The 15,159-nt window shown below is 58.2% G+C and carries 13 protein-coding genes; 6 read left to right on the forward strand and 7 right to left on the reverse strand.

Annotation, left to right across the window (positions count from 1 at the left end):
- Window positions 1–153 precede the first annotated feature (153 nt).
- The 3 genes from RCH93_RS08995 (at window position 154) to RCH93_RS09005 (ending at window position 3,817) form a co-directional block, all read left to right on the forward strand.
- On the forward strand, window positions 154–1,698 hold the full coding sequence (locus RCH93_RS08995) for a M48 family metallopeptidase (protein ID WP_306548025.1): 1,545 nt from the start codon (window positions 154–156) through the stop codon (window positions 1,696–1,698).
- A gap of 457 nt (window positions 1,699–2,155) precedes the next feature.
- Entirely contained in the window at window positions 2,156–2,599 is a 444-nt protein-coding gene (gene trxA / locus RCH93_RS09000) for a thioredoxin (protein WP_306548026.1), read from the forward strand.
- 39 nt (window positions 2,600–2,638) lie between these two features.
- Complete coding sequence (locus RCH93_RS09005) at window positions 2,639–3,817, forward strand: heparan-alpha-glucosaminide N-acetyltransferase domain-containing protein (protein WP_306548027.1); 1,179 nt, start codon at window positions 2,639–2,641, stop codon at window positions 3,815–3,817.
- A gap of 15 nt (window positions 3,818–3,832) precedes the next feature.
- Here the strand turns inward: RCH93_RS09005 and RCH93_RS09010 are convergent, their stop codons facing one another.
- The 5 genes from RCH93_RS09010 to RCH93_RS09030 form a co-directional block, all read right to left on the reverse strand.
- Window positions 3,833–5,245, reverse strand: coding sequence for an efflux transporter outer membrane subunit (locus tag RCH93_RS09010; protein WP_306548028.1), 1,413 nt, complete (start codon window positions 5,243–5,245; stop codon window positions 3,833–3,835).
- Window positions 5,246–5,249: 4 nt separating this feature from the next.
- Entirely contained in the window at window positions 5,250–7,214 is a 1,965-nt protein-coding gene (locus tag RCH93_RS09015) for a MacB family efflux pump subunit (protein ID WP_306548029.1), read from the reverse strand.
- Window positions 7,214–8,431: an efflux RND transporter periplasmic adaptor subunit gene (locus RCH93_RS09020; protein ID WP_306548030.1), complete on the reverse strand. Its 1,218-nt coding sequence runs from the start codon at window positions 8,429–8,431 to the stop codon at window positions 7,214–7,216. The genes RCH93_RS09015 and RCH93_RS09020 overlap by 1 nt, the downstream gene beginning before the upstream one ends.
- Window positions 8,432–8,604: 173 nt before the next feature.
- Window positions 8,605–9,159, reverse strand: coding sequence for a DUF4405 domain-containing protein (locus RCH93_RS09025; RefSeq protein ID WP_306548031.1), 555 nt, complete (start codon window positions 9,157–9,159; stop codon window positions 8,605–8,607).
- Between the two features lie 83 nt (window positions 9,160–9,242).
- Window positions 9,243–9,539 carry a hypothetical protein gene (locus RCH93_RS09030; protein ID WP_306548033.1) on the reverse strand — a complete coding sequence of 99 codons (297 nt, stop codon included), beginning with the start codon at window positions 9,537–9,539 and terminating at the stop codon, window positions 9,243–9,245.
- Window positions 9,540–9,728: 189 nt separating this feature from the next.
- Here RCH93_RS09030 and RCH93_RS09035 point away from each other — a divergent pair, with 189 nt between their 5' ends.
- The 3 genes from RCH93_RS09035 (at window position 9,729) to RCH93_RS09045 (ending at window position 12,736) form a co-directional block, all read left to right on the forward strand.
- Window positions 9,729–11,201 carry an ATP-binding protein gene (locus RCH93_RS09035; RefSeq protein WP_306548034.1) on the forward strand — a complete coding sequence of 491 codons (1,473 nt, stop codon included), beginning with the start codon at window positions 9,729–9,731 and terminating at the stop codon, window positions 11,199–11,201.
- Window positions 11,202–11,205: 4 nt separating this feature from the next.
- On the forward strand, window positions 11,206–11,877 hold the full coding sequence (locus RCH93_RS09040; RefSeq protein ID WP_306548035.1) for a response regulator: 672 nt from the start codon (window positions 11,206–11,208) through the stop codon (window positions 11,875–11,877).
- Window positions 11,878–12,076: 199 nt separating this feature from the next.
- Complete coding sequence (locus RCH93_RS09045) at window positions 12,077–12,736, forward strand: alpha/beta hydrolase (protein ID WP_306548036.1); 660 nt, start codon at window positions 12,077–12,079, stop codon at window positions 12,734–12,736.
- A 609-nt stretch (window positions 12,737–13,345) separates the two neighbouring features.
- On the opposite strand, the gene RCH93_RS09050 is transcribed toward RCH93_RS09045, so the two are convergent.
- Both RCH93_RS09050 and RCH93_RS09055 read right to left on the reverse strand, forming a co-directional pair.
- Window positions 13,346–13,849, reverse strand: a complete 504-nt coding sequence (locus RCH93_RS09050) for a ferritin-like domain-containing protein (protein WP_306548037.1) — start codon at window positions 13,847–13,849, stop codon at window positions 13,346–13,348.
- Window positions 13,850–13,995: 146 nt separating this feature from the next.
- A partial coding sequence (locus RCH93_RS09055) for a catalase (RefSeq protein ID WP_306548038.1) occupies window positions 13,996–15,159 on the reverse strand: 1,164 nt, incomplete at its 5' end.

The raw sequence follows: 15,159 nt of genomic DNA on the forward strand, positions 1-15,159 counted from the left end.
GTTAAATTTTTCTATTATGGTGAATGGAAATAATTATATAGTTGGCATTGATCAAGTGGGAAATTTCACGGAAGATAATTTTAAAGAAATTAATAGTGGTTGTAGGAAAAAGGATGGTAAATCAACAACAATTGGCACGCCAGGAATGGGAGAATGCAGGTAATGAAAACAAAATTTAAGAATTTATTTGATTTGTTGCTGTGTTTGTTTTTTTGCTTATCATTTTTAAGCGGATGTGCCGCAATTAAAGAAAAGGAGGAGCATCGAGCAAAAATTAAGGAACAATTTCCTCATATGGTATACTTGAGATTTGGTAATAATTCGAGTGTGTTAGATTCAAAAAATACAAACGAATTGATTGAAAATATTTCTGAACCATTGAGAAAATTTTATGGTTTTGACAAAAATTTTCCTAAAATTTATATCGTTCCAAGCATGTCAATGGCAGCAATGGCTACTGCTGATAACAATATTTATGTGTCGATAGGGGTAATTGATAAATCACAGACAGAAGATGAAATAGCAGCTGTAATAGCGCATGAGATGGCTCATATCAAACTTGAGCATACAAGTTCAGAGGAAACATTAAATAGCATCGGTTGGACGGTGAGAGCTTTTGGTGCAATTGCACCATGGGTTAGTGCTAAATATAATAAAACTGGTAAGCAAATTCAGATAAATATGGGACTTCAGGAAATACTTGAGTATGCAGGTGCTTCTATATCTCATAATTCATTTTATCTGTATTCAAATTGTGGTTGGTCTAGGTCGAATGAGCTGGAAGCTGATTCCTTAGCTGTAGATGCTTTAAATGGATCAGGGTATAAAGTTGAGAGTTTGGAAAAAATACTAGTTAAATTTCCTGAGCCTGATATTAAACCAGATAAAAATGTTATATTTACTGCATTATCAGGTGGAACGCATCCAAAAATAAAAGAACGTGTTGAAATAATAAATAAAAAATGCAATGATGAAAAAATTGATACCAGTAATAAGCCGTTTAAAGCTGTGTCGTTAGTTGGTTGGAAAAAAAATGAAAAGCAACTAATTGAAGGTATAAAACATTTGATAGCTGCTGGTACTATATTACGTGGGCCATATAAATTGACAAATTTTGATGAATTGGTTGATAAAAAAAATATTAACAAATCAGTTGAAGAGTTTTTTAGTGCTTATGGTGTATCTAAAAAAGATAAACGTAAATTTGTTGAGAATAAAATGATAGATATTAAATTTACAGATAAAAACAATCCATTATTTTCATTGTATAATTCAAATTATTCTCGAATTTTAGAATTAGAAATTGAATCAAGATTATCGGGTAATAGCAAATTTGATACTGATAAAAATACCTTGTCAATTCTAAGTGATAAGGATACACCACAAGATATTTTGATGTTATACGCTATGTCATTGATTAAGCGCAACAAATTGGTTGAATCTGAAAAAAATATTGAACAGATACAGTCACAATTTGGTGAGCAACATATGCTGTTTCCGTTGCAGCTTGCCGTTGGGATGGATGCACCTGGTAAACCTCGTGATATTGGTAAAAATATTGATATTACCTCGACTGTCCTTGCTGAATTTAATGGTGAATTGGGAGAGGCTTGCCGATACGCTGAAGCTCATCCCGAAGAAATTTATCAGAAAAATATTATTGCCATCTCTAAAAATCCCGTATGGTCTTTTGAATGATTCCCAAATCCGTGAAGATGGTGAAGTCAAGGTGCAAAATTATGGCTCCTCGACATTTCGAGTGGAATTTGCCAGGAAATGGCTGGCTGCATGGGCAGAGATTATGATGCCGCTCAAGGCGCAATATCTCAGCGGTGCTATCTATCTATCTCTCTGTTCTTACAATGCGAAAAGGGCCGCCTCCTGAGGAACTGGTCCTTTCGCTATACTTGCAGCCACTTTGACACAACAAGCTATTTTATTGTTGTTTTTGTCGTTTTGCGTGGGTCTGATCCCTCGAAAAATCAAATCCACACAAAACGACGAGGAGCCCTTTTTTGTTGTGCAACAACGATGCTGGAAAAAAGCCGCCTGCCGCCTTATAGTCCCCTCACCAAGAAGCTTCGCGCACAAGGCGGCCACAGCCTGACTTGCCCTGTGTTTCTGATTTCATAGCGCCATGCAAGGAGAGTGCACAGTGAATACGTTGATGGTTTGCCCCGGATGCGGGGCCAAGAACAGGGTCCCGGCGGAAAAACAGCATCTCGCCCCCAAGTGCGGGCGTTGCGGCCTGTCGTTGGTTGGCGCGCCGGTTTCCGGGCTGGTCAACCAGCTGGTTGACGCCCAGTTCCATCAACGGGTCGAGCAGTCGTCCATGCCGGTGCTGCTCGATTTCTACTCGCCCACCTGCGGCCCCTGCCGGATGATCGCGCCTGTGGTCGACGCCCTGGCTCAGGAGTATGCCGGCCGCTTGCTGGTGTTCAAGCTCGACACCTCCAGCCAGCAGATGACGCCGGCCCGATTTCAGATCCGGGGCGTGCCGACCCTGATGTTTTTCAAAGATGGGAAAATGGTCGACCAGCTGGTCGGCGCTGCGCCGCGCTCGGACATTGAGCAGCGCATCAATCGTCTGTTGAGCTGACCATTGCCGGCCGCCTCCATCTGTTCCTGCAACTGATCTGTGACACCGCCCGCACTCCCTGTTGCGCCCGGTCCCACGCGCGGCGGGCGGTTGCTGTTTGTCGACGCGTTGCGCGGGCTGGCCATGGTGGTCATGATCGAGGTGCATGTGGTCAACGCCTTGATGCAGCCAGGCTATCGCCAGGCCCCGTGGTTTTACCTGCTCAATTTTATCAACGGCCTGGTGGCGCCGGCGTTTCTTTTTATTGCTGGTTTCGCTTTTCTGCTGGCCAGCCAGCGCAATCTGGCAGCGCTTCGCAGCTGCCGCGCGCCGTTGTGGGCGACCCTGGCCCGGATTGGATGGGTCTGGATGCTCGGCTATCTGCTCCACATCCCTTTTTTTTCCTTCAACGACTGGCGCCGGTTGGCCACCCCGGAGCAGTGGCTGCAGTTTTTCAGCGTCGACGTCCTGCAGTGCATTGCCTGCGGTCTGCTCATCATCTTGTGCGCTCGTCTGCTGATTCGGGACGACCGGGTATTCCTGGCGCTGATCGGGTTGCTGGGGTGTCTGGCAACGACGCTGGCCCCCTGGCTGTATCAGCTCGCTTCAGCGCAGACGGCGCAGTCGTTGCCCCTTTTTCTTGCGCCCTACCTCCTTCCCATCGGCTCGACCCTTTTCCCCCTGCCGCCCTGGTTCGGCTTCATGGCCGCCGGCGTGCTGGCGGGTTGGTGGTTTCTGCGAGCGCAGGAGCAGGGGAGGGTGAATCGTTGGATGAGGAAGACGGCCATGATCGGAGGGTTGCTGGTCGCGGTCTGCCTGCCGCTGTTGTTTTACTTGAAAGATTCTTTGGGAGTGATCGTCGACGAGCGGCCTCAGCCGCTGTTTTTTGCCGCCCGACTCGGGTGCGTTTTGCTGTTGTTGGCCCTGTGCGGTCTCATCTGCCGGAGCAGGAAAAATTTGCCCTCTTGGCTGCACGCGCCCAGCCAGGAATCCCTGATGGTCTATTGTATCCATCTCCAGGTGCTGTACCGGCCGTTCTGGGAAGGGAAATCATTGGCGATGTGGGTGGGGCAACGATGCAGCCTTGTCGCCGCCTTGCTGTGCGCGGGCGCGCTCATTGCTCTGATGCTAGCGCTGGCGGGTGGTTGGCGCGTCTTCAAACAGCGCTATCAGCAAGCCAACCAAGGATTGCTGGCCGCCGCCCTGGTGGGCGGAACTCTGGTGTTTCTCGCCGGCTGAGCGCGCCGTGTTTGGTCAGCGTTGGCCGGCCTGTTCTCCGCCTATGCCCGAAGGCGCGACGTCGCCGCCCAGGGCTTTGGCCAGGGTGATGTGGTTCTGCAATTGATTGAACCGGTTTTCCGCCAAGCTGCTTTCCGCCTGTCGTCGATTTTCCTGGGCGTCGAGCCAGTCCTGCAGCGTGCTGCCGCCCGCCTGCCAGCGGATGCGGTACAGTTCCTCGGTTTGCCGGGCCGCTTGCAGGGTCTGCTCCAGCTTTTCCGCCTGGGCCAGGTACTGTTGGCGGGCGGACAGACTGTTCTCCACGTCGGCCAGGGCGCTGTACAGGGTCTGGCGAAATTCGATCACCGCCTGTTCGTATTCCGTTTCGGAAATCTTGATGTTGCGCCGCATGTCCCGCCATTGAACAAAGGGCAGGGTTAGATCCGCGCCCAGTGCGGCGATGGGGTTGCTGAGCAGTCGTGCAAGCTCCTCGCTGCTGCCGCCCAGGGAACTGCTCAGGTTGATGGACGGGTAAAACGAAGCGCGGGTGGCGTCAGTCGTGGCCAGGGCTGCGCGCAGGCTGGATTCGGCGGCGCGCAGATCAGGTCGTCGCGCCAGCAGTTGCGCCGGCAAACCGGCCTCAGCGGCCGGCAGGCGTGCCGAGGCAAGATCGCGTGGCTCGGTTGTTTGCAGGCTCTGCGGCGGGCCGTCAAAGAGAATGGCCAGGGCGTTTCTCGCCTCGACCCGTTGCTGCACCAAAGTCGTGTGGCTGGCCTCCTGGCTGGCCAGACTGCGTTCGGCCTCGAGAATTTCCAGGGCCGTGGCCGCGCCCGCCGCCTTTTGCACCCGCACCAATTCCAGGGTGCGCCGGGCATAACCAATGCTCGCCTCCGACAGGGCAATCCGCTGGTTGAGATAGCCGATCTGCCAATAGAACGAGGCGGTGGTTCCGGTGAGCGCCAGCGCCGCGCTGGCCCGATCCTCTTCGGTGGCCACGGCCTCCCAGCGGGCGGCGTCATGGGTGCTGCTCAATTTCCCCCAAAGATCAAGCTCGTAGCTGACCGCAGTCGAGGCGGCAAAGCTGCGCGTTTCCCGGCCTTCGGAGCCGAGATTGCGGCTGAGATCGGCGCTGCCCTGCACCGAAAGGCTGGGCAAGCGGTCGCTGCCGGCCAGTTCCGCCTGCAGCTGCGCCTTGCGCACGGCCAGGGCGGCCACGGCCAGGTCGTTGTTGCGCGCCAGGGCCTCCTCAACCAGGCGGTTCAACACCGGATCGCCAAATCCGATCCACCATCGATCCTGGGCAGTTGCGTAAGAATCGGCCGGCTGCGCCCAGGTTGCGGGCAGGTTGACGTCCGGCGCGGCGTAAGGCGTGTGGACCTGGGCTGCGCAACCGGTCAATGAGGCGGCCAGCAACACGGCGCAGATCTGTCTGCGGGATAGGACATTCATACAATCACTCTCGGGCCAGGGCCACCACCGGATCAAGGCGGGCGGCGTTGCGGGCGGGCAGAAAACCAAACAGCACGCCAATGCAGGTGGAGCAGAGAAAGGCGCTGATGATGGCGGTGGTGGAATAGATCATCTTGAAATCGCTGCCGGAAAGGGACACCGCAAGCCCTACGCCCAGGGCCAGGGCCACGCCCAGAAATCCGCCGAGCAGACAGACCAGCACCGCCTCGATCAGAAACTGCTGCATGATGTCGCTGTGACGGGCGCCCACGGCCATGCGCACGCCAATCTCCTGGGTGCGCTCGGTCACCGAAACCAGCATGATGTTCATCACCCCGATGCCGCCCACCAACAGCGATATCAGGGCAATCGAGGAGATGAGCAGGGTCATGGTCTGGGTGGTTTTTTCAATGGTCTGACGGATGGCGTCGAGGTTGGACACAAAAAAGTCCTTGGTTCCGTGGCGTTGGGTCAGGAGTTTGACCACGCTCTGCTCGGCGACCGCGCTCTTGACGCTGTCCGCCACCCGCACCGTGATCGAGCGCAGGTATTGCTGACCGGTCAGGCGGCTCATGGCCGTGGTGTAGGGCGTCCAGACGTTGAGGGTGTCGGTGTCGCCGAAGTTGGAATCCATCTTCTTGGTCACGCCGATGATCCGGCAGGGCACTGTGCCCAGCATGATCACCTGCCCCAGGACATTGTCCGGCGTTTCGCTGAACAGCGAGCGGCGGGTGTTCTGATCGATGACCACGTCCTGGGCGCTGGCGCGGACGCCGGCCCGGTCGAACAGTCGCCCTTCGGCCAGCTCCAACCCTTTGACGCGGAAATAGTTTTCGCCTACGCCGTTGACCTGGGCGGTGACGCTGATGTTGCGGTAGAGCAGGGTCACCGACTTGGTCACCATTGGGGTGACGGTGTCGACGTAGGGCTGCTGGGCCAGGGCGTCGGCGTCGCGGGGGATCAGAGTGCGCACCTTGCCGGAGCGCATGTCGCCGAAATCCTTGCCCGGATAGACGCTGATGGTGTTGGTGCCCATGGCGCTGATGTCCTTGAGGATGCGCTGCCGCGATCCTTCGCCCAGCGCCACCACCGAAACCACCGAGGCAATGCCGATGATGATGCCGAGCATGGTCAGCAGCGTCCGCAGCCGGTGCGAGGCCATGGCCAGCAGCGCCATGTGAAAGGCCTCGGTGAACCGGTCCCAGTGCGCCCGCCAGGGCGAGGCGACGCCAACTGCCGCGGCGGCGAGCTTTTTGCCCGGCTCGGTTTGGTTGACGATCCGGTCGGAAACCACCGCGCCGTCGCTCAGTTCGATGATCCTGTTGGCGTGTTGGGCCACCTGCATGTCGTGGGTGACCAGGATGATGGTGTGGCCGTCTCCGTTCAGCTCCTTAAGGACCTTCATCACCTCGCCGCCGCTGGCCGTGTCCAGGGCGCCGGTGGGCTCGTCGGCAAGGATGACCGCGCCGCCGTTCATCAGCGCCCGGGCAATCGACACCCGTTGCTGTTGGCCGCCGGAAAGCTGGCCGGGCACATGCTCAAGCCGGTCGGCCATGTTGAGTCGGGAGAGCAGTCCGGCGGCCCGCTGCTGGCGGGACTCGCTGTCCACCCCGGCATAGATGGCCGGAATCTCGACGTTGGCCAGAGCGTTGAGGTTGGCCAGCAGGTGGTAGCGCTGGAAGATAAAGCCAAAATGCTCGCGGCGCAGGTAGGCCAGTTCGTCGGGCTCCAACTGCCCGGTTTCTTGGCCGTTGACCCGGTACTCGCCCCGGCTGGGACGGTCCAGGCAGCCGATGATGTTCATCAGGGTCGATTTGCCCGAGCCGGAGGTGCCGACAATCGCCACCATCTCGCCGGCCTCGATGATTAGGTCGATGGCCTTGAGCACGGTCAGCAACTCGTCGCCGGAAGGATAATCGCGGCACACCCCGCGCAGTTCGATCAGCGGCACGGAAACATCCGGATTCATTACATCATCCCTGGAGGCGGGCCGCGCCGGCCCGTGGTTGTGGAGGTGGGCGCAACCGCGCCGGTCTGCTTGCCGATCACCACCCGTTGTCCTTCGCGCAACCCTTCCAGCACCTCGGCCTGCACGTTGTTGTTGAGGCCGATTTTCACCCACTGCTCGTCGGTTTGTTCCGGTCCGTTTTCCACCCGCACCAGATACCGACCCTCCTTGTTTTTGTCGCCCAACGCGGCGGAGGGAATCACCAGCGCATTCTGGGCTTCGGCCAGCACGATGTTCACCTGGGTGGTCATGGAAATGCGCAATTTGCCGTCGTCATTGGGGACTTCCAGCACGCCCATGTAGTAAATGGCGACGCTGGTGGAACTGGAGGAACTGCTGCTGGTTGACGAATCGTCGTCTTTAATCGACTCCGGCGCCGGCTCAATTGATTTGAGCACCGCCGGATATTGGCTGTCCGGCTCGCCAAGGATGGTGAAGTAGACCCGCTGGCCGGGTTTGACCCGGACCACGTCGGCCTCGGAGATCTCCACCTTGATGGTCATCCGATCGAGCCGGGCCACCTTGATGATGGTCGGGGCCGACTGGTTGGCGTTGACGGTCTGGCCTTCCTTGGTGACAATGGCCACCACCACGCCGTCAATCGGCGAGCTGATCTTGGTGTAGCCGAGATCCAGTTGCGCGGTGTCGACCGCGATGCGGGCCTGCTCGATCTCGGCGTCCAGGGCGGCAATGTCGGCCCGCAACACCTTGAGATTGGCCTCGGCGGTTTCGTAATCCTCGCGGGAGGCGGCGTCGCCACGCAGCATCTGGGCCTGGCGCTTGAAAGCCAGTTCCGCCTGGGCAAGCGAGGCCTCCTTGGCCTGCTTCTGGGCGCGCACCGCCGCTAAGGCTGCAGTTTTGGTTCGCAGGGTGTTCTGCTGCGGCAGGGAATCAATCTCCGCCACCAGTTGTCCGGCCTTGACCGTGTCGCCGAGTTCCACCTTCAACGATTTCAACTGGCCGGAAACCTGGGCGCCGACGCTCACCAGATTGTCCGACTCCACCGTGCCGCTGGCCAGCACCGTGGTTTCAATATCACCCCTGGCAACCGGCGCGGTTATATAACTAGGCGGATTGGCCCGATTGAAATAGAAAAATGCGCCGGCGCCGGCGGCCAGCAGGAGCACGGCAAGCCAGATCAGCGAACGCCAACGGGATTTTTTTTGTGTGGTCTTCATGGCAAGGTGTCGTCAATGACGCGAAAAAGTGACCAGCCCTGGTGCAAGGGGATGGCGCCGGATGGCGCGTTCCGTCCGTGGAAAAAGTACAAACCGTGGAGACAATAGGGCACAATGGCGTAAATGCCTAGAGGCGCTGGTCATTTTTTCCCTGTTAAAAAGGGTAAAGTTGTTCAGCCCTGGAAAAGGATGGCCAACACGTCCATGGCGCCCTGGCTGTTTTCTTCAGCGATTTCCTGGATGCTCTGCTCCATGCTTTGCGCCTTGACCCCTTTGGCCCAGAGGATTTGCAGGGTTTCCTCGGGCAGACGATTGGCAATTTTGGCCACGGTTGCCAGCGGCGCATGGGTCAGCGCCTCGGTGATTTGTTCGCTCTGGTGTCTGCGTTTGCCCGCATCGCCCTGGCCGCCGCCGAAAGGCAGCAGGCTGGCCCCCAGCAGCAGGAAGAAAACAGCCACCACCGCCTTGGCCGCCGGCCGGGCGAGGGTGACGGTCAAAGAGCGGCGGTGACGCGCGAGGTGGAAAACGGCGGCGACGACCATCAGCCAGCTCAACCATTCGTGCGCCGGTTTGACCAGGCCAATGTGGACTTTGAAAAAAAGCAGGATGCCGGTGACTGCGCACAGCATGAAGGCGCCAAAGGTGAAGGGCGTCACCCAGTTGCGTTGCACAGGCGCCGGCCGCTTGATTTCCTGGCCGGCAGGGATGATTCCGTTGATAATCTGCATGGTGTTCTCCAATATAATGCTGCTTGCGCAATACACACGACGTGCCCAAAGGGGCTCAATCGCCCCGGCACGCCGTTGTTGCCTTACTGCTCGTTTCTTTCTGGAGGAGGCGGCGGGGGATTGATTGGCTTGGCGAGCAAACGTTCGCCTTGCACTTCACACACCGCCTCGATGGTCTCGCCGCGAGGGGTTTCCATCAACACCGCCTCGCCGATTTTTTTGCCCTCGCAGGCCTCGTAGGCCTCAGGCGGCGGCCCGGCCGGGCGTTCCCGCCACATGGGTGGTTCATCGACGGTGCTCGCCGTTGCCTGGTCAATGGCCATTGCCGCCACCAACAGGCCGATAATCAGGGCTGCAAACAACAATCCTTTGGTTTCCATACGCTTCCTCCTTGATTTGGGGATATGATCGGCGTTTTCAGTTTTCAGCGCCGGTTGCTGAAGTCCCAGATACAATACCCCGGCATTTTGCAAGAAATGTGGAGGAAATGAGGAAATGCGCTCACTGGTGAAAAGAGGATGGAAGCGGCCGGAGCGATTGTGGTAGGTAAGGGGCAAGAGGTGCGTGTTATGAAGAAAAAATTTGCCGTCGGCATCCGCTATCGCCTGTTTCTGGCCTTTCTCGTTGCCGCCTGCTGCGTGATTGTCAGCATGTTCGTGGTCACCAAAATGAGCTTTGAGCGCGGCGTTTTTCGCTATGTGCACGAGGTGGAGAAGGAACGGTTGGAAGAGTTGGCCCACACCCTGGAGCAGCTGTACGCCGACAAGGGCCAGTGGGGTTTTCTCGACGAGGCCCCGACCACCTGGATGGAATTGGTGGCGGGCAGTAAGCCGGTGCGCCCGTTGCGGCCATTGCACGATCAGCGCCATCAGCGGGACGGGAAGGGCCTGAAGGAAGGGCAAGTGGGCGCGTTGTCTTTGGAACCGCCCCCGCCGCCCCTGCCCAAGGGCGAGCAGCTCTTTGAGCTGCGGGTTTTGCTGTTCGACGCCGACCGCAACCTGCTCTACGGTCCGACGCTCCCTTGGCAGAAGCCCCCGTATTTCGTGCCGCTCAAGAGCGGGGAACAGAAGATCGGCCAGCTGGGTCTGATTCCGCCGCGCATTCTGGTCGATGTTCGGATCCAACAATTTGTCCGGGAGCAGCATCAGGCCCTGATTGTCATTGCCCTGTGCATCGCCGCCGGGGCGGCCCTGCTCTCCATTCCGCTGGCCGGCCGGATGGTGCGGCGGATCACGGCCCTGGCTGCAGCAACCAACGTCCTGGCCTCCGGGCGCTACGACATCCGCGTGCCGGCGGACGCCACGGACGAACTCGGTCAGTTGGCTCGCGATTTCAACCGCTTGGCGCAGACGCTGGAGTCCAACGAACAACTGCGCCGCCGTTGGGTGGCCGACATCTCCCACGAACTGCGCACCCCGCTGGCGGTGCTGCGCGGCGAGGTTGAAGCGGTGCAGGACGGCGTTCGCCAGTTGACCCCGCAGACCATGGACGCGCTCCACGTCGAAATCCTCCACCTGGGCCGCCTGATCGACGATCTCTACGAATTGGCCCTGGCCGACATCGGCGCCATGACCTATCGCAAGGAAGAGCTTGACCTGGGAGCTTTGGCCGCCCAAACGGTGCTGTCGTACCGGGAGCAGTTCGAGGCTCAGGGGCTTGCCCTGGAATTTGCGGGCCCGGATCAGCCAGTGCTCCTGTTCGCCGACCCGAAGCGACTGCGCCAATTGCTGACCAATCTGCTGCAGAATTCGCTGCGTTACACCGATCCCGGCGGCAGGCTGGAGGTGCGCTTAACCGAAACCGCCGACCAGGCGCGCCTTTGTTTCTGCGACTCGGCTCCCGGCGTGCCCACAGCATCCCTGGAGCGGTTGTTTGAGCGGTTGTACCGGGTCGAAGGCTCGCGCAGCCGCGCCCACGGCGGCGCCGGCCTGGGGCTGGCCCTGTGCAAATCGATTGTCGAGGCGCACAACGGCGCCGTCGTCGCCGCGCATTCCAGCCTGGGCGGCCTGGAAATCACCATCACCTTGCCGCTGAACGGTTGATCCCATGCAACAGATTTTGATTGTCGAAGATGAAGCGCGGTTGGCCTCGATTCTGGCCGATTACCTGCAAGTCGCTGGTTTTGCGACACACTGGCTGGACGAGGGCGGGGGCGTGGCGGCCTGGGTGCGAGAGGAGCGGCCGGATCTGATTCTGCTCGATTTGATGCTGCCCGGTCGCGACGGCATGGAAATCTGCAAGGACGTCCGCGCCTTTTCAACCGTTCCGATCATCATGGTCACCGCCCGGGTTGAAGAGATCGACCGGCTGCTCGGCCTGGAGTTGGGTGCCGACGACTACATCTGCAAACCCTTCAGCCCGCGTGAGGTGGTGGCCCGGGTCAAGGCCGTGCTCCGTCGCACGTCCGGCCAAACGCCGCAGGACCAGGGGCTGGCGCTCGATCCGCCCACCATGCGGGCCAGCCTTGACGGCTGCAACCTCGACCTCACCGCCGTCGAATTCAAACTGCTCGCCTTTCTCCTTGCCCGGCCCGGCCAGATCTTCAGTCGCGACCAGTTGATGGAGCGCATCTATGCCGATCAGCGCATCGTCAACGACCGCACCATCGACAGCCACATCAAAAAACTGCGCCGCAAGATGGAACAGGCCCGGCCCGGCTGCGACCTGATCCGCTCGGTGTACAGCGTGGGCTACAAGTTCGAGCCGGATCAGGGCTGAGCGCTCCGCGTTGCTCAACGCAACTCGCTGGTTTTGTTTCAGGAATGGTGGGTATTTGTCGGCGCCCATGCTATAGTGGCCATTGCGGTTGCAGGTCCAGGCAAATCGGAACGCCGTCGGCTACGTCGAGCTACGTCGGCAGTCAGCAGTCGGCAGTCAGCCGGCAACTCCCCATCCATTCCACCCAGCGGAGGTCTTCATGTCCCTCTTACCGGCCATTGAACAGGAAACGCGCAGCAACCCCGACGCCGCAGTCATCTGGCTGCACGGCCTTGGCGCCGACGGCCACGATTTTGCGCCGATTGTCCCGGAACTGAACCTGCCGGAGACATTGGCCATTCGGTTCATCTTTCCCCATGCGCCGGCCATCCCGGTGACGGTCAACAACGGCTACGTCATGCCGGCCTGGTTTGACATCCTGGAAATGGACATTGACCGCAAGGTCGACGCCGCCCAGTTGCTGGTTTCGGCTGCGGCGATCAATCGGTTGATTGATCGCGAACTGGAGCGCGGCATTGACAGCCGTCGCATCATCCTGGCTGGATTTTCCCAGGGCGGGGCCGTGGCCTATCAGGCCAGCCTCTGCCACCCCCAGCCACTGGGCGGCCTGATCGCCATGTCCACCTACTTTGCCACCAGCGATTCCGCGGTGTTAAGCGAAGCCAATCGCGACCTGCCCATTGAGATCCAGCACGGCGTCTACGACCCGGTGGTTCCGCAGGCGCTCGGCGTCCGCGCCGCCGAATTCCTTAAAGACCGCGGCTATAGCGTGGCTTTCCGCACCTATCCGATGGACCACTCGGTCTGCCCCCAACAGATCGGCGACATTGCCGCCGCCTTGCAACGGTTTCTTGCCTAATGCCGTTTCTGAATCAAGCGAAGCGTGATCACAGCGCAAAACCTCGCCGACGAAGGTGTGTCATTTCGGTTGATATGACACGGCGTTTTGGCTGACCACCAAGAAACCAGAGAATGAGAGAATGCCGGCGACCGTAGCCCGGATGCAGCCTGCGGAATCCGGGGTTTGAGGTGATGTGCTCCCGGATTGCGTTGCACTTCATCCAGGCTACGGGTTTTGGAGGGTGTCGTTCAGCGAGCACCGCGAGGACAAATTTCGTAAAGGCCGGACAGGTTTTTCTCTTTAAATTTTCGTTAGGTAACCGCCGATTTTACCTGGGCCAACACCAGGTTGACGGTTGCAGCGAAATATAGAAGCCTCCAGATTCGTGGCCTGCGTAAGGTCTCGAAAAAGGAGGCTTTGTGAACGAAAAACCTGTTTAAGTTACAACCAAAGGGAAGGGGTGGTCCACGTCAAGCCGCCGGCGTCGCCGGTGGTCACGGATTTTCCGCGATTGGTTTTTTCCTGTGAACGCTGCCGTTGAGCAGGTTGGCTGCTCTTTGCGGTGCGGCCACTTTTTTAGCGCCAGGTCAACGAGGACAGGCCGGAAATAAGAAGACAGAGAAGCGCTTATTCTCCGGCGGGCGGCGGCATCATGGCGCGGGTCTTGCTGCGCTCGATTGATTGCAGGGCCAGGTAATTGACGCCGAATTTCTTCAGGTTGCCCATTTCCACATCGTATTGGTCGTAGTGGCGTTCTTCGTCGACCACCAGATCCTCAAACAATTTTTTCGACACGCTGTCAGCGCCGGCGCCGCATTCGTTGGCCCAAAGGTTGTAGTGCAGGGCGCTGTCCAGTTCCATCTGCCGGGCCATGACCAGCATTTCGTTGACGTCCTGGATCGGCTTCACGTCGTCCGAGGCCTTCATCACCACGTCGCCGCCGAGAAAGAGCAGACGATCCGCCAACCGCTCGACGTGGAGCATCTCCTCGATGGCGGTCCGTTTGAACAGGCCGGCCAGGAGATCGTATCCCTGATCGTCACAGTGAAAATGGAAATACATGTACTGGTGGAGGGCGGTGATTTCTTCGCTCACCGCCTGATTCAGGAGCTTGATGCTGTTCTCATGCATAGTGTTCACCCTTACGCTGATTGAAAGGAAAAAAGGTTACTTCGTGTTTTATATCACTTGATTAGAGCCGCGTCGACAACAACCGACGGGCGGGCCGGAGATATTCCCCGCCCGCCCGTGCAGAGGCCTGTGACGCACAATCTGATTTAAACCGGCACGTCGCTCATCGGGATGCCCAGGGCTGCGGCCACGCCTTTGCCGTATTCGGGATCGGCCTTGAAGCAGTTGCCGATGTGACGGATTTTGATCTCAATGGGCGCGTCGCCCATGGCCCGGGCGGTGTTGCCAAACAGGGCTTCCTGCTGCTCCTTGGTCATCAGGCGAAAGAGCTTGCCCGGTTGGGAGAAGTAGTCGCAGTCGTCCTCGCGGGCGTTCCAGTGGGCCGCAGCCCCGCTCAAGGCCAGCGGCGGCTCGGAAAAATCGGGCTGCTCCTGCCATTCGCCGTAACTGTTGGGCTCGTAGCCCAGGGTTGAGCCGTGGTTGTCGTCCACCCGCATCTGGCCGTCGCGGTGAAAGCTGTGGAAAGGACAACGGGCCTTGTTCACCGGGATGAGGTGATGGTTGACGCCGAGACGGTAGCGTTGGGCGTCGCCGTAGGAGAACAGACGGCCCTGGAGCATCTTGTCCGGCGAGAAACTGACGCCGGGAACCACGTTGGCTGGGTTGAACGCGGCCTGCTCAACCTCGGCAAAGTAATTGTCCGGATTGCGGTTGAGTTCCAGCACGCCCACCTCGATCAGCGGCGCATCGGCATGGAGCCAGACCTTGGTCAGATCAAAGGGATGATAGGGCAGGTTGGCGGCCTGTGCTTCGCTCATCACTTGCACAAACAGGGTCCAACGCGGAAAATCGCCCCGTTCGATGGCGTCGTAGAGGTCGAGCTGATGGCTCTCGCGGCATTTGCCGACCATGGCCTCGGCTTCGGCGTCGGTCAGGTTGTTGACGCCCTGTTGCGATTTGAAATGGAACTTGCACCAGGTGCGCTCGTTTTGGGCGTTGATGAAGCTGAAGGTGTGGCTGCCGAAGCCGTGCATGTGGCGATAGGTGGCTGGGATGCCGCGGTCGCTCATCACGATGGTCACCTGATGCAAGGCCTCGGGCAGGGAAGTCCAGAAATCCCAGTTGTTCTTGGCGCTGCGCAGGTTGGTGCGCGGGTCGCGTTTGACCGCGTGGTTGAGGTCGGGAAATTTGAGCGGATCACGGAGGAAGAACACCGGGGTGTTGTTGCCGACCAAGTCCCAGTTGCCTTCCTCGGTATAGAATTTGACGGCAAAACCACGGATGTCGCGTTCGGCGTCGGCGGCGCCGCG

It is taken from the genome of Desulfobulbus sp., assembly GCF_030824455.1.
Taxonomy (GTDB): Bacteria; Desulfobacterota; Desulfobulbia; order Desulfobulbales; family Desulfobulbaceae; genus Desulfobulbus.

Bases quoted from the DNA above. Each gene is read 5' to 3' on its own strand.
- RCH93_RS08995 (WP_306548025.1), top strand. From the start codon at position 154: ATGCAGGTAATGAAAACAAAATTTAAGAATTTATTTGATTTGTTGCTG.
- RCH93_RS09010 (WP_306548028.1), bottom strand. From the start codon at position 5,245: ATGAATGTCCTATCCCGCAGACAGATCTGCGCCGTGTTGCTGGCCGCC.
- RCH93_RS09015 (WP_306548029.1), bottom strand. From the start codon at position 7,214: ATGAATCCGGATGTTTCCGTGCCGCTGATCGAACTGCGCGGGGTGTGC.
- RCH93_RS09020 (WP_306548030.1), bottom strand. From the start codon at position 8,431: ATGAAGACCACACAAAAAAAATCCCGTTGGCGTTCGCTGATCTGGCTT.
- RCH93_RS09025 (WP_306548031.1), bottom strand. From the start codon at position 9,159: ATGCAGATTATCAACGGAATCATCCCTGCCGGCCAGGAAATCAAGCGG.
- RCH93_RS09030 (WP_306548033.1), bottom strand. From the start codon at position 9,539: ATGGAAACCAAAGGATTGTTGTTTGCAGCCCTGATTATCGGCCTGTTG.
- RCH93_RS09035 (WP_306548034.1), top strand. From the start codon at position 9,729: ATGAAGAAAAAATTTGCCGTCGGCATCCGCTATCGCCTGTTTCTGGCC.
- RCH93_RS09040 (WP_306548035.1), top strand. From the start codon at position 11,206: ATGCAACAGATTTTGATTGTCGAAGATGAAGCGCGGTTGGCCTCGATT.
- RCH93_RS09045 (WP_306548036.1), top strand. From the start codon at position 12,077: ATGTCCCTCTTACCGGCCATTGAACAGGAAACGCGCAGCAACCCCGAC.
- RCH93_RS09050 (WP_306548037.1), bottom strand. From the start codon at position 13,849: ATGCATGAGAACAGCATCAAGCTCCTGAATCAGGCGGTGAGCGAAGAA.